Raw genomic sequence first — 17,683 nt, 5'->3', positions numbered from 1 at the left:
TCAAAATTGGCCAGCGATCAGAACACCTTGCCACGGTCAGGCCGTTATCGTCATGCGATGACAATTCAGTGTGCTGCGGGAGCAGCCGGTGTAGTTGTAGCGGTTGGAGCAGCCTTGGCAGCGGCTTCAGCAGCTTTCTTTGCCTTCCGCTCGGCACGGCGTTCCTTCTGATAGGCATGGATGTCGTCAAGCGTCACATAGCCTTTGGCGGTCTTGTCGATCTTCGCAAAATTGCGCGCAACAAAAGGCATGCCTTTTTGTGCCTGTTCGGGTGTCAACTTGCCATCATGGGTAGTGTTGGCATCCTCGAAACGCTGCGCCAGCGTGCGATGACGGCGATCCTTCGGCTTTTCCGTAGCCGACGAGGAAGGAGCAGAAGCAACCGGTGCAGAGGTGGCAACAGGCGCATTTCCGGTCTGATCAGCCGCCACGGACGGTTGAGAAACCGTCAGGCCAGCCAGTAACAGGCTCAGCGCCAGAGAGGAAGGCAGCAGCGATACAAATCGCATAGTTTTCAATCCTTGTTCGGTTCGGCCAGATTGACCTCATCCACCAAGCATTGATTTATTCCCGCATCATGTCGATAGCGAGGCGACTTTATGGCACGATTAGGAAAAAATCAGCCCCCAGGGCGCGTCAGCCGCTGACGGGCGCGGTGCTTCCGGTTTCTGTGGCGACCCTGCCCTGATCAGGCGTCATGCCGTACAGATTTTCCGCCCGTTTCAGGAAAGCATTGACCATGCGCCGCACCGTTTCAGTAAACACGGTACCGATGGCTGCCTGAAGAAGCCGGTTGCGGAATTCAAAATCGACAAAAAAATCAATGGTGCAGCCATTGGCATGCGGGATGAATGTCCAGCGATTGTTCAGATAGCGGAACGGGCCGTTTTCATAGCGCACGTCGATCCGCTCCGGCCGGTGCAGCCCGACGCGGCTGGTGAAGGTTTCCCGGAACGGGCCGAAACCGATCGTCAGATCAGCGATCATCAGGGTTTCAGTCCGGCTTCTGACCCGTGCCCCGACGCACCATGGCAGGAATTCGGGATAGCGACCGACATCCGCCACCAGATCAAACATCTGTGCAGCCTGATAGGGGACGGATTTGCGTTCGGCGTGTTTGGGCATCAGGCAATCCGCTGTTGCTGTTCCATCCGGGCCGCGCGCAGGGCCGCAAAATCGGCATCAGCATGATAGGAGCTGCGGGTCAACGGCGAGGATGAAACCATCAGGAAGCCTTTCGATCGAGCCATGGAGGCATAATCCGAAAACTCATCCGGTGTCACGAACCGATCTACAGCCGCGTGTTTGGGCGTTGGTTGCAGATACTGCCCCAGCGTGATGAAATCGACCTCGGCAATGCGCAGATCATCCATGACCTGCCCGATTTCAGCCCGATCTTCTCCCAACCCGACCATCAACCCGGATTTGGTGAAAATAGACGGATTCAGCCGCTTGACCTGATCCAGCAGGCGCAGGGACTGGAAATACCGCGCCCCCGGCCGGATGGTGGGGTAAAGCCGGGGAACGGTTTCCAGATTATGGTTGAAAACGTCCGGACGGGCTTCCACCACACTCTCGGCAGCACCCGGTTTGCGCAGGAAATCCGGGGTCAACACCTCAATCGTGGTCTCGGGTGCTGCCAGTCTGACAGCCTTTATCACCGCCGCGATATGTGCAGCACCACCATCACGCAGATCGTCCCGATCTACCGACGTAATCACCACATGGCGCAGCCCCAGCCGCGCCACTGCATCCGCCACCCGGACCGGTTCATCGCCATCCAGAGCCTCCGGCAGGCCGGTTTTGACGTTACAGAAGCTGCATGCCCGCGTACAGGTATCACCCATGATCATCATGGTGGCGTGACGCTGGCTCCAGCATTCACCGATATTGGGGCAGGCTGCTTCCTCACACACCGTGGTGAGGCGGTTTTCCCGCATCAGCGCCTGCGTCTGGTGATAGACGGGATGGTTCGGAGCCTTCACCCTGATCCATGATGGTTTCGGCTGCGACGGATTATCCGGACGGTGCTGTTTCTCCGGGTGCCGGATGCCAGCCTCATGCCGGCCACCCTGTCCCCCCCCTTGCCGGTGATCAATCAGAACGCGCGTGACCATGGCACGGCTCCGTAAACGCAAAACGGGAGATGGGACGCGCGTGATGTCCCGTCAACCCGCCTGGCAGTGTGATCAGAAATGAAGCGCACGACCATACGCATCCAGTACGGCCTCATGCATGGTTTCGCTGACAGTGGGATGCGGGAACACCGTGTGCATCAGCTCGGCTTCCGTGGTTTCGAGAGTGCGGGCGATGGTAAAGCCCTGAATCATTTCCGTCACCTCCGGCCCGACCATATGCGCGCCGAGCAATTCTCCGGTTTTGGCATCGAAAATGGTTTTGGTCAGCCCCTCCGCCTCCCCCATGGCAATCGCCTTGCCATTGCCTATAAAGGGGAAACGTCCCACCCTGACTTCATAACCGCGTTCCCGCGCCTTTGCCTCCGTCAGGCCGACCGAAGCAATCTGCGGGCGACAATAGGTGCAGCCGGGAATATTGGTGATATCGAGCGGATGCACATCCAGCCCGGCAATCGCCTCAACACACAGCACGGCCTCGTGACTGGCCTTGTGCGCCAGCCATGGTGGTCCGGTCAGATCGCCGATGGCATACACACCATCCTCTCCGGTGCGGCCAAGCCCGTCTGTGGCGATATGGGTCTTTTCGATCGTAACGGCTGTGCCTTCCAGCCCCAGATTTTCGACATTGCCGACAATCCCGACCGCGGCAATGATCCGATCCACAGTGGCACTGTGTTTTTTAGCGCCTGCCTCGAAGGAGATCGTGACCTCATCGCGGCCCTTCTCCACCGCGCCGATTTTCACGCCGGTATGGATGGTCATGCCCTGCGCCTCAAAGGATTTGCGGGCGAAGGCGGCTATTTCCTCGTCCTCGACCGGAAGGATGCGATCCACCGCTTCCAGCACCGTCACCTCGGAGCCAAGCGAGCGGTAAAAACTGGCGAATTCGATACCGATTGCGCCTGACCCTACTACCAGAAGGCGTTTCGGCAGGGCTTTCGGCACCATCGCCTCACGATAGCTCCAGATCAGTGTGCCATCCGCCTCCAGCCCCGGCAATTGCCTTGCCCGTGCGCCGGTCGCCAGCACGATATGCGGCGCTTCCAGCGTGGCGACAGGCTGCCCGTCTTTCGATACATCCAGCCGATGCCGCCCGGACAGTTTGGCATGCCCGTCAAACACCGTGACCTTGTTCTTTTTCAGCAGGTGTTTGACCCCTGCCGAAAGCTGCCCGGCCACAGCACGGGAGCGTTTGACCACCGCATCGAGATCGTACCGGATATTGTCGGCCGCAAAACCGAACTCGGACAGATGATGCAGCAAGTGGTTGATTTCTGCTGCCCGCAGCAATGCCTTGGTGGGGATACAGCCCCAGTTGAGGCAGATCCCGCCCAGATGCGCCCGCTCCACCAGGGCGGTTTTCATCCCCAACTGGGCCGCGCGGATGGCCGCGACATAGCCGCCCGGACCACCCCCGACGACGATCAGATCGAATACCGTGTCCGCCATATCCTAATCCTCCGCGAGACGCTCCAGCGCCTCCCCCGTCACGCGCTGGACTGTCCATTCCTCCATGCCGACAGCACCCATGCGGCGATAGAAGGTGATGGCATCCTCATTCCAGTCCAGCACGGCCCATTCAAACCGTCGCAACCCTTCCTGCACTGCAATCCGGGCCAGAGACGTGAAAAAACCCTGTGCGATGCCACGCCGCCGGAACGGCGGATCGACATACAGATCCTCCAGATAAATCCCGTGCCGCCCGGTGAAGGTGCTGAATGTGTAATACCAGACAGCAACCCCGACCGGTTTTCCCTCCACACAGGCAAGCAGCGCGAACACGCGGGGAAACGGGCCAAAAAATGCCTGTTCGAAATCCTCTTCGGTCGCGACGACTTCATGGGATAACTGCTCGAACGCCGCCAGATCACGGATGAAGCGCACGAGATGCGGAACGTCGCCCCGGTTTGCCTCACGAATCAGAAAACGTTCTTTTGTCAGGATCACCCGGCTCACAGCAGCAGACTCAGTGGATCTTCAACGATCTGCCGGAAAGCGCCCAGCCATTGCGCCCCGAGCGCACCATCCACCACGCGATGATCCACCGACAGGGTGCAACTCATCACCGTAGAGACGGCCAGAGCTCCATCCCTGACCACCGGGCGCTGTTCACCAGCCCCTACCGCCAGAATGGCGGCCTGCGGCGGATTGATGATCGCCGCGAAATCCCGCACACCATACATGCCGAGATTGGAAATGGAGAAGCCACCCCCCTGATAGTCTGAGGGTTGCAGCCCGCCTTTGCGTGCTCTCGCAGCCAGCGCCTTCATTTCCGTACTGATGGAAACTACGCCTTTGCGGTCCGCCTGACGGATAATCGGGGTGATCAACCCGTCAGGAATGGACACGGCGACGCTGATATCCACATCCTCGAACAGCAGGATTCCGTCCTCGCTCCACGCAGCATTGACCCCCGGCACGCGGCGAAGGGCGAGTCCCGCCGCCTTGATGATCAGATCGTTCACCGAAAGCTTGAACGCACCTTCCTGGCCCTCCGCCGGAGAACGGGCATTCAAATCAGCACGCAGCTTCAGCAGTGCATCCAGTTCGACATCCATCGTCACATAGAAATGCGGGATGGTTTGCTTGGCCTCGGTCAGACGACGGGCAATGGTGCGGCGCATGCCGGAATGCGGCACCAGCTTATGAGCTGCGCCCGTTTCTGTCAGAGTAGCGGCAGATGTCGGAGCCTGTTTCCCACCAGCCCCTTTCGCTTTTTCGACATCAGCCCGCAGGATACGGCCTGACGGTCCGCTGCCGGTCAGTGAAGCCAGATCAATCCCGGCCTCTTTCGCGATACGCCGTGCAAGAGGAGAGGCAAAAATCCGGTTTTCTGTTCTGTCCGGTTCCTGAGAGGGGACAGCTGTCTTCGCTTCCGGTTTTGCCGGGGCAGATTTGTCAGGAAGAGGACCGGCAGAAGCCTGAGCAGGAACCGGAATATCCCCCTGATCGGGTACAGCCTCTCCTTCCTCGACCAGAATGGCGATAGGGGCGTTGACGGCCACACCCTCGGTTCCGTCCGGCACCAGAATACGACCGAGCACGCCCTCATCGACGGCTTCGACCTCCATGGTGGCCTTATCGGTCTCGATTTCAGCAATCACGTCACCAGCGGTGATCGTGTCGCCTTCTTTCTTGAGCCAGCGCGCCAGCGTGCCTTCCGTCATGGTCGGGCTGAGCGCGGGCATCAGAATAGTGGTCGCCATGGCTCAGCGTGCTCCCTGCAAGGAGCGATTAACCGCATCCACAACCCATTCAGGCTGCGGCAAGGCCAGCTTTTCCAGATTGGCGGCATAAGGCAGCGGCACATCAAGCCCGTGTACCCGGATCGGCGGAGCATCCAGCCAGTCGAAACAGTGCTCCATGATCTGCATGGCGATTTCCGCGCCAATGCCAGCAAACGGCCAGCCTTCCTCCACCGTGACCAGACGGCTGGTCTTTTTCACGCTGCGCACGATGGTGTCGGTATCCAGCGGTCGCAAGCTGCGCAGATTGATCACCTCGGCCGAGATGCCGTGCTGCGCCAGATTTTCCGCTGCTTTCAGCGCTGTCCCGACCGCAATGCTGAAGGCGACGATGGTCACATCCGTTCCGGCACGCTCTATTTTCGCGCGGCCAATAGGCAGGACGAAATCCTCATCCACCGGGCAATCGAAGCTCTGACCGTAGAGTATTTCATTCTCCAGCACGATCACCGGGTTGGGATCACGAATGGCGGCGCGCAACAGCCCCTTGGCATCCGCCGAGGACCATGGCGCCACCACTTTCAAACCGGGCACATGGGCGTACCAGCTTGCATAACACTGGCTATGCTGGGCCGCGACCCGGCTGGCCGCGCCGTTCGGTCCGCGGAACACAATGGGACAGCTCATCTGACCGCCTGACATATACCGTGTCTTTGCGGCGGAATTGATGATCTGGTCGATGGCCTGCATGGCGAAGTTGAAGGTCATGAACTCGCAGATCGGTCGCAGCCCGGCCATGGCGGCGCCCACGGCAAAACCGGCAAATCCATGTTCGGTAATCGGTGTGTCCATCACACGCTTCTCACCGAATTCGTCCAGCAATCCCTGACTGACCTTGTAAGCACCCTGATACTGCGCGACTTCCTCCCCCAGCAGGAAAACGCGATCATCAGACCTCATCTCTGCTGCCATCGCATCCCGCAGGGCTTCCCGCACCGTGACTGGCTTCGTCGGACCCCAATCTTTTTCTTCGGCAGCGGATATGACGGTGGCTGGAGCAGTAGGGGGAGCTTTGAGCGGCTCCTTCTGAGCGCTTTTGTCCTGCTGAGGTGCAGGGGGCGCTGATGACGTGGCCGGAGCCGCGCTTTCGCCTTCCTCTGCCAGCTCGGCAATCGGCGTATTCACGGCTACGCCTTCTGCGCCTTCCTCCACCAGCAGACGGCTGATGCGCCCCTCATCGACAGCCTCGACTTCCATGGTGGCTTTGTCGGTTTCGATTTCAGCCACGACATCACCGGCACTAATCGTATCCCCGGCCTTGACCAGCCAGCGTGCCAGACGCCCCTCCGTCATGGTCGGGCTGAGCGCCGGCATTAAAATCTGCGTCGCCATCTTTATGCTTTCATCCCATCTTCGGCCAGAATATCAGTCCACAGTTCCGACTCATCCGGCTCCGGGCTTTCCTGAGCGAAAGCGGCGGCTTCAGCCACGCGCTTCTTGATGGCGTCCTCGATCTCCTTCAGCACTGCTTCATCCGTGCCAAGGGCGAGCAACTCCTGACGGGCATGGTCGAGGCAGTCACGCTCGGCCCGCATTTTCTGGATTTCCTCGCGTGTCCGGTATTTGCCGGGATCAGACATGGAATGACCCCGATAGCGGTAGGTCTGCATTTCCAGCAGATACGGCCCCTGGCCGGAGCGACAATGCTCAACGGCCTCCTGGGCAGCCTCATAGACGGCCTGCACATCCATTCCGTCCACCTGACGGCCCGGAATATTCCATGGCGTGCCGTTTTTCGACAGATCATGAGACGCCGTAGCGCGATCGACGCTGGTACCCATACCGTATTTATTGTTCTCGATCACGAACAGAACCGGCAGTTTCAGCAACGCGGCAAGATTATACGTCTCATACACCTGCCCCTGACTGGAAGCGCCATCGCCATAGTAAACGACACTGACCTTGCCGTTACCCCGATATTGATTGGCATAGGCGATACCTGCCGCAATCGGCACCTGCGCTCCGACGATGCCATGGCCACCGTAGAAATTCTTCTCCCGGCTGAACATGTGCATAGAGCCGCCTTTTCCCCGGGAGTAACCATCCCGGCGTCCGGTCAGCTCAGCCATCACACCTTTCGGGTCCATTCCCGTTGCGAGCATATGTCCATGATCGCGGTAGGAAGTGACGACCTGATCACCGTCCTCCAGTGCGGCCTGAATGCCCACAACAACGGCTTCCTGACCGATATACAGATGGCAGAAACCACCGATCAGCCCCATGCCGTATAATTGTCCCGCCTTTTCCTCAAAGCGGCGGATCAGCATCATATCCTGAAAAGCAGTCAGTAGTGCTTTCTGATCAAGCGGTCGCTGATCAGATATTTTTTGATCCCTGTTATCGGGTATCCTGTTGCCTTTTGTGGCCTGCGTCATACGCGCCATCTCGGTCATTTCCTCCGGCACTCCGTCCCCAAGACGTAGCCGTAAGAAAATTGCGCGACAAGCGATGAAAGCCCCCAAAAGGCTTATAAGTCAGTTGTTTAGAGAAGAAAGACCCGAGATTGCGCAACGATGCATTTTACGGTTCAGAAGGTGCTGCAAAAGGCGGTGCTGACGCATCAAGCTTTCGTGGAGCCGTGGGGAAAACAGGTCAGAACAGTTTATCCCCCTTGGGATACATCACCACGATATCGGAGGGATCAGCCAGATTGAGCATGGCCCGGGACCTCTCATCCAATGAATCGGTATCGAGACGCGATGAACCGAGGCCCTTGATGCGCCGCTCCCAGGAGGCAAGTTCGGCTTTGGCAGCCGCAAGATCCTTTGCTGCCTGCATCATATCCACCTGACGTTCGTGATAGGATTGCAGGCCCAGATTACCGCGAGTGACATTCCAACTGAAATATCCAAGCAATGCCAGAAACACAGTGGGGGCCACTGCGCTTTTCAGCTTCCGCCTGACTGTCCGCATGAATGCCATTGCCTGCTCTCCTGCCCCGATCAAATGCAAGGCTGACATAAAGATAACGGGCAGCCCATTACCTGACTGCCCGTTAAATCATTTTCTATCCAGAAAAGCCGCCCCTGTTGCAAAAACGCGGCGGCTTTATCCTTTTTCGTTTCAGCCGCGTAGGATACTGCGCCCCGCATACCGGCCGGACGTATCCAGATCCTGCTCAATGCGGATCAGTTGATTGTATTTCGCGGTACGATCACTGCGAGACAGGCTGCCGGTCTTGATCTGACCGCAATTGGTGGCAACCGCGAGGTCGGCAATGGTCGAGTCCTCGGTTTCACCCGAACGGTGACTCATCACTGCCGCATAACCGGCGCGATGCGCGGTTTCCACGGCTTCCAGCGTCTCAGAAAGAGTACCAATCTGGTTGACCTTCACCAGAATCGCGTTGGCGGTTCCCAGAGCGATGCCATGACGCAGACGATCCGGGTTGGTGACGAACAGATCGTCGCCTACCAACTGAACCTTACGGCCGAGCGTATCGGTCAGCAGCTTCCAGCCTTCCCAGTCATCTTCAGCCAGACCATCCTCAATAGAGACGATCGGGAATTTTGCAGCCAGATCTTCCAGATAGCGGACCATCCCGGCGGCATCGAATTTCTTGCCCTCGCCTTCCAGATCGTAGACCCCGTCCTTGAAGAACTCGGTCGCAGCACAATCCAGAGCAAAAGTCACATCCTCACCGGGGCGATAGCCAGCCTTCTCACAGGCTTTCGTGATAAAGGAGAGGGCTTCTTCCGCCGATTTAAGGCCGGGTGCAAAGCCACCTTCATCACCGACATTGGTGTTGTGACCAGCCGCGCTCAGCTCCTTCTTGAGGGCGGCGAAGATTTCAGCCCCTACCCGCACCGCATCCGCAATTGTCGGTGCGGCAATCGGCTGGATCATGAATTCCTGAATGTCGATGGGGTTATCGGCATGCTTGCCGCCATTGACGATGTTCATCATCGGCACCGGCAGGGTACGCGCATACACACCGCCAAGATAGCGATACAGCGGAACGCCCTGATGATTCGCAGCAGCCTTGGCGGTTGCCAGCGAAACAGCCAGCATCGCATTGGCGCCCAGACGGGATTTGTTGGGTGTGCCGTCAACGGCTATCAGGGTTTCATCGATGCGAAGCTGCTCGGAGGCATCCATGCCGCCAATGGCTTCAAAGATCTCGCCCTCAACAAAGCTGACGGCATGAAGCACGCCCTTGCCGCCATAGCGGCTTTTATCCCCGTCGCGAAGCTCGACAGCTTCATGCGCACCGGTGGAAGCACCGGACGGTACAGCGGCACGGCCCTGAGCGCCGCTTTCAAGGGTGACATCGACCTCAACCGTGGGATTACCCCGGCTGTCGAGAATTTCGCGGGCGATGATATCTGCGATTGCGGCCATTGCGGTATCCCGTGCTTTGTCTCTCGGCGTTTAAAGCCGGGCGAATGGTGCTGTTGCAGGGATTTGAACCCTGGACCTCTCCCTTACCAAGGGAGTGCTCTACCCCTGAGCTACAACAGCGCCAGCACGCAGCATTCCGCCGCGGCGCGGTTCCTACCCCCTCTCCGCACACAGCGCAACCCCCGAAATGCAGGCTTTTGCGTGGTCGGGCCGGAAAGCACTCGGCCTGGGAGGTTCAGGGCTGAAAAAGCCGGTTTGATGGTCACTCTCGTGATCTCTACCCCCGGCAATGGCCGCCTCTTCATCTGAGGTAGGTTGACCGCTGATCGTAGGTCGTACGAGCTGCTGCCAATTGGGTAGGCGAACAGACTCAGGCTTCTACGAGGGCAGTATTTGGCTATGGCTGCGATGCAGCTCCAAGCGAGTGGAAATGCATCGACAGGCATTGAAGGATCCGAGCATGTTTTGATGCGATGGCAATCCCACTAACGCATCCAGCCTGCCACAGATTAATCAGATCAGATGTGGATAAAACCTTTTTTGCAGAGGCTTATCCTTAGGTTTCCTGCCACACGATGCCAGCCTGTGTCAGGCACCAAATCATTCCCACTCAATGGTCAATGGGTTTGATTTCGCATTGTAGTTGTTGAACTTTTCGCCCGCACCCCAACTCCATACCAACTACGATACCACCAAGGTAAGGGCGCTGGATTCGTGGATTTTATATGGCGATCCTTCCCGCCATAAACGTGCGCGCACTATAAACAAGCGCCGCGAGAATGCAGGCCAGAGAGCCCATCCGGTAACGGGGCCACAGCTTGGCCATCAGGTATCAACCCACTTTTCACAAACCACGTTCGCCTGCTCCATCACCAGGTCGATGGCCATCTGTTGCAAGTCTGGCGGATAGCCATATCGGCGCAACAGGCGTCGGACCTCCACACGCAGTTTCGCCCGTATATTTTCCTTAACCGCCCAATCAACGGTCACCAGAGGCTTCATCCGCCGCACAAGTTCTTGGGCTAGCTCGCGCAGACCCTTGCTGCCCAGCACGTCGATGGCCGACTGGTTTTCAGCAAGCGCATCGTAGAACGCGATTTCATCGGCATCTAGGCCAAGGTCGTCTCCGCGGTTGAGTGATGCCCGCATCTCCTTGGCGAGATCGATTAGCTCTTGGATGACTTGAACGCTATCGATTGCCCTATTGTGGTATCGGGCAATGGCTTCCTCCAGTCGCTCGGAGAAGCGTCGCGCCTCCACCACGTTCTGTTTCTCGCGAGAGAGAATCTCGCCATTGACGAGACGGCGCAGCGCTTCAATTGCTAGGTTCTTCTGCTCCATTGAGCGGACTTCATCGAGGAATTCGTCTGAAAGGACCGCGATGTTGGGCTGTTCAAACCCGGCTTCCCGAAAGACGTCCAAAAGACCGTCCGCAACCACGGCACGGGACAGCAGTTGGGAAAGCTCTAGCTCGATTTCACGGCGATCACGGGCGCGGCCACCTGTGTACTTCACGAGGTTGGCTCTCACGGCGAGCATGAAGGCCACCTCCTCGCGCAACCGAGCGGCTTCTGGAGTGCCCGCCGCAAGCGCAAAGGCACTGGCCAAAGCCGTCGCGAGATCGAGATAGCTTTTCCGCCCGTTCTGTACCGAAAGGATATACTCGACGGTCTGCTTCAGTATGGTCAGTCGCCGACCCGCATCACCTTCGAAAAAGGCTCGCCAGTTGACGCCGCTCAGGAAGTCAATGACAGCTTCATGGCGAGCAACAAGTTGTTGGATCGCCAGTTCCTGATCTCGCGCCGTCTGTTCTCGGTCGGTCTGGCTATAGGCCGCGAGTGCCTGTCGCAGTTCGGCGCCGAGGCCCATGTAGTCAACAATCAGCCCACCGGGTTTCTCACCAAACACGCGATTAACTCGCGCAATGGCCTGCATAAGCCCATGACCGCGCATCGGCTTGTCCACGTAGAGCGTGTGCAGACACGGTGCGTCGAAACCCGTAAGCCACATATCGCGAACGATGACCAGATTGAACGGATCGGCGGGGTCTTTGAAGCGGTTGGCGAGCTTCTTATTCTCACTCTTCTTGCGGATATGGGGCTTGAATTCAGCCGGGTCGGATGCGTTGCCGGTCATGACGACATTCATCCGGCCACCTTCCGCCCATTCCGGCCGTAACTTTGCAATCTCGTGGTACAACGCAACCGCAATTCGGCGGCTCATGGCGACAACCATACCCTTGCCGCCACCCATCGCATCCTGACGGCTTTCGAAGTGAGAGACGATATCGCCCGCGACAATCTTGATCCGCTCAGGCGCTCCGGCGACAGCTTCCAGTCGCGACCACTTCGACTTGTGCCGCTCGCGCTCGGTTTCCTCTTCACCTTCAAGTAGCTCGTCGGAGCCCTCGTCCAGAACCGCCCGCGCATCGATATCGAGATGCAGCCGCGCAAGCCGGGCTGTGTAGTAGATAGGTACCGTCGCGCCGTCCTCGACCGACTGCGCGATGTCGTAGGTATCGATGACGTCTCCGAACACCTGATAGGTATCGCGTCCGACTAGTTCGATGGGCGTGCCGGTAAAACCGATGAACGTTGCCTTCGGCAGCATGTCCCGAAGATGGACTGCTAAGCCGTACCGCGTCTGGCCGGTCCTTTTATCAATCCGCGCGCCCAATCCGTATTGCGTTCGGTGGGCTTCGTCCGCGATGACGATTATATTCTCGCGGTCGCTGATGACGTCGTTGCGTGCGTTACCTTCCGGAGCGAACTTCTGCATCGTTGTGAAGAGGATGCCACCGGAGGCCCGGTTGAGTTTCTGCCGCAAATCTTCGCGATCCTCCGCGTTTTCCGGCGTCACGCGAAAGAGATCGGGATGATTCACAAAGGTGCCGAAAAGCTGATCGTCGAGGTCGTTACGGTCGGTCACGACAACGACCGTCGGATTCTTGAGCCGTTCGCTGCGCTCCAGCTTCGAGGCGTAGAATGCCATGGTCAGGCTCTTGCCGGAGCCTTGCGTATGCCAGATGACGCCGGCCCTGTGGGAACTAGACACCGTTGCGCTCTCGGTCGCCCGGACAGCTTTGTTGACGGCATGAAACTGATGGTAGCCGGCAAGCTTCTTTGCCCGTGCCGCGCCATCCCGTACCTCGTAAGCGCCGAAGTTGATTACGAGATCGAGAAAACGGTCGGGGTGAAACACACCCTTGATGATGGTTTCGAGTTCCGCTTCGCCTTTGTCGGCAATGTCGCGGCCGTCGACAGTCCGCCACGGAGCAAATCGGTCGAAGCCCGCCGTCAGCGAGCCAATCCGCGCCTCCATTCCATCGGAGATGACAATTGCGCCGTTGTAGCGGAAGAAAGTCGGGATAGAAGCTTTGTATGTCTGTATCTGATTGAAGGCCCTGAGCAGCGTCGCGTCAGAATTGACCGCATCCTTGAGTTCGACAATCGCGAGCGGCAGACCATTGACGAAACAGACGACGTCGAGGCGACGATGGTCCTTACCCTCGACCACCGTAAACTGGTTCGCCGCAAAAAAGTCGTTACGCTCCGGCTTTTCTAGATCGAATATGCGAACTTTCCGAGTTATTACACCATGCTCCGGGTGGTTTGTTTCGACATCCACGCCGTCCCGCAGCAGCCGCATCATCCGTCGGTTCTGGTCCAGCAGGTCTTGACTTTCGACGTCCTGGATTTTGCGCAGTGCTGCCGTTATGCCATCCGAGCCGATCTCCGGGTTGATTTTGAAAAGCGCATCTTCAAGGCGCGAGAGGAGCACAACGTCCGAATATGAGCCGCGTGGGGCACCGGGACCATCAGGAGCGAGGTAGGTTCCATTGAGTGTCCGCCAGCCAACAACCTCCAGCCACGCCATGGCGGCGCTTTCGACCTCGGCCTCGCGGAACCCAAGCGAGGATCGCGGCGCTGATTGTTGATATTCTACCACTATACTACCTCGGCATCGTTTGGATTCGCCTCGGATGCCTCCTGCTGCCATGCTTGTAAGGTTTCATCATAACGGGATCGGTTCAGTGTCCAGAGAATTTCACTGGGTCTGAACGGCACGCCGACCACGACGATTTCACCGCGTTCGCCGATGTGGCTTTCGTCAAGCTCGACGTTGAACTCTGCTTCGTCCTCATAAGCACGCATTGGTTCGCGCCGCACGGTGCGACGGTGGGCTTCGTAGAGAAAGGCGCATAGCGCATCGCTCAGGCTCAGAAGCATAGCGCCATGATGGAAGGCAAGAGTTTCCCAATTGGCCGATCCTCCGTGGCGCAACCCTTCGATGTTGTTTAATTGCGCAAGTGCGCCAATAGAGGCGTTCACGGAACGCGTCAGCTTAGTGAGCGCATCTTCGATGCTCTTTTCATCCGGATGGTTGAGACCGGCGAACGGAATTTGCTTGATCAAATCGGAGACGAGATCGTTGAGATCTGCCTTAGCGCGTGGAAGGCCGCGCTCCTCGGCGATCGTCTTGCAGCAGATTTCCAGAAGCGCTTTGGCCCGCTCGGCAGAAGTAAAGGGGGCCTTCTCCGCCGCATCCTCGACCGCCTGAAGGTGTGGGACAAAACCGGCTGTCCCATCAGCGAACTCGGCGCATACCCGCCTCATCTGCTGCATGAGGAACGCCATTGCTTAGCCTCCCGCTTCGTCGACAAGCTTTTCCGCATCTCTGATGCGGACATCGCCGGACATAAGTTTTGGGAGCAGTACGTTACGGAGAGCGGCTAGGGTTTCACTCTCCATTTTTCCGGCAACTTGCCGTGCCTCCAATGCCTGCATGATTTGATCGAACTTAACCAATATGAATTCGGGCGGATAAATCAATTCTATTGCTCTCAGGCTTGTAGAGGGGCGGCCAATAGCTGGCACCCCCGTAGTAGTGGTGTTTGATAAGAGAGCATTCAAACCCGCCACAGACCGAAGAAACTCGAAAATATAGTGCAGGCTTAGGTATCCGTTGTTTGATCCCAGCAGCATCTGACTTTGAGAAACAATGTATTTGTCGAATCTTGATCTAGAGGGAATTTTTCCAACTTGACCAAGCGTGCCGCGATGGGTGATGACAATGTCACCAGGAAATGCGGCAGCGCTACGCAACTCCTCCGCCTTTTCAGGCGTCACATAGACAAAATTATCATCGACAAATCCGTCCGTTAGATTACCACCCCGGATCACGGGCACGCCGACTGCAGTAAAATTCTCTGTTTTAATTCTCGATCCGAATGGACCCATAGCTATCCGGACCGGCAGCTCGCCAATTTTCCTGGTCTCCCACCCTTCCGGCAAACCGCTATCACCAAAGCGCTCCGGGAACAGCGCGGCGACATCGGCCGCAAGCCCGGTCTCGCGTCCTTCCATTTTGGCGCGGACGGGATCGAAATCGACGAACCAGCTTCTGAAGATCGCTCGCGCCATTCGCTCAAGCGTATCGCTCATCCGCCGGTTCAGATCGATTTTGTCGTCAAGAGCGCCCATGAATTCGGCTATTGCCGTCTCCGCTTTTGAGCCGAAGCGGGGAACCTTTAAGGCCAAAAGTTGGTCTGTCGGTAACCGACCCGTGCCGTGGCCGGCAGCCTCTACAAGCCTCAAAAGCTCGGGTTTCTTGCTGACCAGAACTTGGAACAGATACTCGGGCTGAATCCCGGCGCGTGGAACAACCGCCTTGATGTCCTGATTAAATGCAATTGGGGCCTGGGCGCGCACAATTCTGATCTCATTGTGCAGAGACATCCCGCGCACGGCAATAAAGGATGCTTCTGGCGGCGCAAGTCGGGTGCCATTTCCGATTGCTGAATCGCTAACGGCTTCTTCGGTGGCTCCCGTCCAGTTCCCCATGTCCTTTGGCGTCAGCCAAGGTATGTTGCCGCTCCAGAATTCCGGCGCTGATTTGCTAGGCGTTCCTCCCGAAAGCAGGTCGGCGACATCACCAAGCGGTTGAACCTTTTCAGCCGGCATCAGAGACAATCCTAGAAAGACCGGACATCATGAGGGCGTTCAGACGTTCGCTTTCTAGGATGTGCCCCTCCAGCCGCTCTTTTAGTTCAGCAAAATGTTCTGCAAATGGTATGTCTTCCTCTTCAACTACCGCCGCACCGACGTAGCGCCCCGGTGTCAGCACGAAGCCTTGCGCTTCGATCTCCTCATTTTTGACTGCTCTGCAGAAGCCCGGCACATTCGCATAGTCCTGCCGACCCTCGCGCCAAGCGTGATAGGCTTCCACGATCTTTCCGATGTCACTTGCCTCGCCTCCCTCGACCTCAGCTGGGCTGGATAGCGCCCGCAAGGTACGTGTCTCCATTTGGCCGAGCGCGCGCGCGTCGATGAACAGCGTCTCGCCACGCCGGTCGCGGAGCCGCTTATCGCGGAGCAGGCCGTTCGACTTATCGCGCGCAAGGAACCACATGCAGACGGGGATCTGCGTCGTGTAGAAGAGTTGGCTCGGCAGTGAGACAATACAGTCCACGATGTCATGGCGGATCATCTCAGTGCGGATTTCACCCTCGCCCGACTGATTCGACGACAGCGACCCGTTGGCGAGTATGAAACCGGCCAGTCCATGGGGAGCGAGATGATGCACTATATGCTGCACCCACGCGAAGTTCGCATTGGAGACCGGCGGCGCACCGAATTTCCATCGGACGTCCGAGCGCCGCCGTTCACCTCCCCAGTCCGAGATATTGAATGGCGGGTTGGCGAGGATGAAATCGGCCTTGAGGTCTTTGTGCAGATCGTCGTGGAACGAGTCCGCCGCGCGCGGGCCGAGATTGGCTGTGATCCCACGGATGGCGAGGTTCATTTTCGCGAGGCGCCACGTCTGCGGATTGGATTCCTGTCCATAGACCGACAGGTCATCACGCCCCCCTCCATGGGCTTCGACGAATTTTTCCGATTGCACGAACATGCCGCCGGACCCGCAACAGGGGTCATAAACGCGCCCTTTGTAGGGCTCAATCATACGGACAAGTAGCTCGACGACGCGCGCCGGAGTGTAGAACTGGCCACCTCTCTTGCCTTCGGCCGCTGCGAACTGACCGATAAAATATTCATAGGTCCGGCCGAGCAGGTCGTTGCCTTGATGGTGCGCCTCTTTGGCGACCAACTCGATCTTGCCCACGAGATTGATGACTTCACCCAGAAGCCGCTTGTCTAAATCGGCTCGAGCATAGTTTTTCGGCAGCACCCCTTCCAAAGTTGGGTTCTCGGCTTCGATGGAGCGCATGGCGTCATCGACAATTTGGCCGATCTCCGCCGTCGTCGCGCGATCCTGGATATCTTGCCAACGAGCACCCTTTGGCACCCAGAAGACATTTTCCGCGACATACTCATCGCGCTCTTCCGGGTCCGTGAAATCGGTTTTCTGCCTCGCCTTCAGGTCTTCGTATTTCGCGTTGAATTTGTCCGAGATAAATTTCAGAAAAATAAGGCCAAGAACGACGTGCTTATATTCCGCAGCGTCCATATTGGAGCGCAGCTTATCAGCCATCGACCATAGTCGGGATTCAAAGCCGAGGGCTGTTGATTTGTCAGGGCCATCCGATTTCCCGTTATTTTTCACTTTGCCCCTAGCCATATCTCACCCCAATCACTTCGTTCGTCATGCTCCCCTGCCGCCCCCTTGTTGCTCTTCTACCTTGCGCTTGATCCAGTTTGCGATTTCCTGGCGCTGGAACCGCCACGAACCGCCAACCTTGAAGCCCGGAATCTCCCGCGCGAGAGCGAGCTTGTAGGCGGTCTTCTCATTGATCTTGAGAAGTTCCGCCACCTCCCGGATCGTCAGGATTTCGTCGGCCATGCGTCCATCACGAGTCGTGCCTAACGAAGCATACGGAGAATGAGAGAAAATTCGAGAAGATTGTGCTGATCGCGGCGCTCCATAGCAGAATGTGGTGGTGGGAGCCAGGACCCTCACAGCGCTGCGCTACTCGGAAGACATCGACCTCGTGCGGACGAG

Annotated in this window: 15 protein-coding genes and 1 tRNA gene; all 16 read right to left on the bottom strand. The window is 57.7% G+C overall.

What is annotated here, in order from left to right; genetic code table 11:
- Positions 1–65: 65 nt before the first annotated feature.
- Positions 66–509 carry a hypothetical protein gene (locus GbCGDNIH8_RS06255; protein ID WP_072572506.1) on the bottom strand — a complete coding sequence of 148 codons (444 nt, stop codon included), beginning with the start codon at positions 507–509 and terminating at the stop codon, positions 66–68.
- A gap of 127 nt (positions 510–636) precedes the next feature.
- Positions 637–1,125 (bottom strand): type II toxin-antitoxin system RatA family toxin, encoded by a 489-nt coding sequence (locus GbCGDNIH8_RS06250; protein WP_072572505.1) that lies wholly within the window; start codon positions 1,123–1,125, stop codon positions 637–639.
- Positions 1,125–2,117 (bottom strand): lipoyl synthase, encoded by a 993-nt coding sequence (gene lipA, locus GbCGDNIH8_RS06245; protein ID WP_072572504.1) that lies wholly within the window; start codon positions 2,115–2,117, stop codon positions 1,125–1,127. The genes GbCGDNIH8_RS06250 and lipA overlap by 1 nt, the downstream gene beginning before the upstream one ends.
- A gap of 72 nt (positions 2,118–2,189) precedes the next feature.
- On the bottom strand, positions 2,190–3,587 hold the full coding sequence (gene lpdA, locus GbCGDNIH8_RS06240; protein WP_072572503.1) for a dihydrolipoyl dehydrogenase: 1,398 nt from the start codon (positions 3,585–3,587) through the stop codon (positions 2,190–2,192).
- A gap of 3 nt (positions 3,588–3,590) precedes the next feature.
- On the bottom strand, positions 3,591–4,094 hold the full coding sequence (locus GbCGDNIH8_RS06235; RefSeq protein WP_216634492.1) for a GNAT family N-acetyltransferase: 504 nt from the start codon (positions 4,092–4,094) through the stop codon (positions 3,591–3,593).
- The gene (locus GbCGDNIH8_RS06230) at positions 4,091–5,344 is read right to left on the bottom strand and encodes a pyruvate dehydrogenase complex dihydrolipoamide acetyltransferase (RefSeq protein WP_072572502.1); all 1,254 of its coding nucleotides are present in this window, start codon (positions 5,342–5,344) and stop codon (positions 4,091–4,093) included. Before GbCGDNIH8_RS06230 ends, GbCGDNIH8_RS06235 begins: the two co-directional genes overlap by 4 nt.
- A gap of 3 nt (positions 5,345–5,347) precedes the next feature.
- Positions 5,348–6,715 carry a pyruvate dehydrogenase complex E1 component subunit beta gene (locus tag GbCGDNIH8_RS06225; protein ID WP_072572501.1) on the bottom strand — a complete coding sequence of 456 codons (1,368 nt, stop codon included), beginning with the start codon at positions 6,713–6,715 and terminating at the stop codon, positions 5,348–5,350.
- 2 nt (positions 6,716–6,717) lie between these two features.
- Positions 6,718–7,767, bottom strand: coding sequence for a pyruvate dehydrogenase (acetyl-transferring) E1 component subunit alpha (pdhA, locus tag GbCGDNIH8_RS06220; RefSeq protein WP_072573692.1), 1,050 nt, complete (start codon positions 7,765–7,767; stop codon positions 6,718–6,720).
- 208 nt (positions 7,768–7,975) lie between these two features.
- A complete protein-coding gene (locus tag GbCGDNIH8_RS06215) occupies positions 7,976–8,305 on the bottom strand; it encodes an FtsB family cell division protein (RefSeq protein WP_072572500.1) in 330 nt (109 codons plus the stop codon).
- A gap of 141 nt (positions 8,306–8,446) precedes the next feature.
- Positions 8,447–9,724, bottom strand: a complete 1,278-nt coding sequence (eno, locus tag GbCGDNIH8_RS06210) for a phosphopyruvate hydratase (RefSeq protein ID WP_072572499.1) — start codon at positions 9,722–9,724, stop codon at positions 8,447–8,449.
- Between the two features lie 45 nt (positions 9,725–9,769).
- Positions 9,770–9,844 (bottom strand) — tRNA-Thr (locus GbCGDNIH8_RS06205).
- 705 nt (positions 9,845–10,549) lie between these two features.
- Positions 10,550–13,723: a type I restriction endonuclease subunit R gene (locus GbCGDNIH8_RS06200; protein ID WP_081368873.1), complete on the bottom strand. Its 3,174-nt coding sequence runs from the start codon at positions 13,721–13,723 to the stop codon at positions 10,550–10,552.
- Positions 13,672–14,361: an abortive infection family protein gene (locus tag GbCGDNIH8_RS06195; RefSeq protein ID WP_072572497.1), complete on the bottom strand. Its 690-nt coding sequence runs from the start codon at positions 14,359–14,361 to the stop codon at positions 13,672–13,674. The genes GbCGDNIH8_RS06200 and GbCGDNIH8_RS06195 overlap by 52 nt, the downstream gene beginning before the upstream one ends.
- 3 nt (positions 14,362–14,364) lie before the next feature.
- Positions 14,365–15,687, bottom strand: a complete 1,323-nt coding sequence (locus tag GbCGDNIH8_RS06190; protein ID WP_072572496.1) for a restriction endonuclease subunit S — start codon at positions 15,685–15,687, stop codon at positions 14,365–14,367.
- Positions 15,677–17,302: a type I restriction-modification system subunit M gene (locus tag GbCGDNIH8_RS06185; RefSeq protein ID WP_072572495.1), complete on the bottom strand. Its 1,626-nt coding sequence runs from the start codon at positions 17,300–17,302 to the stop codon at positions 15,677–15,679. Before GbCGDNIH8_RS06185 ends, GbCGDNIH8_RS06190 begins: the two co-directional genes overlap by 11 nt.
- A 24-nt stretch (positions 17,303–17,326) precedes the next feature.
- A complete protein-coding gene (locus tag GbCGDNIH8_RS06180; RefSeq protein ID WP_072572494.1) occupies positions 17,327–17,524 on the bottom strand; it encodes a helix-turn-helix domain-containing protein in 198 nt (65 codons plus the stop codon).
- Between the last annotated feature and the right edge of the window lie 159 nt (positions 17,525–17,683).

The organism is Granulibacter bethesdensis, assembly GCF_001889545.1.
Taxonomy (GTDB): domain Bacteria; phylum Pseudomonadota; class Alphaproteobacteria; order Acetobacterales; family Acetobacteraceae; genus Granulibacter; species Granulibacter bethesdensis_B.
Note: the sequence above shows the minus strand (reverse complement) of the source record. Positions and strands in the feature narration are given on the sequence as shown.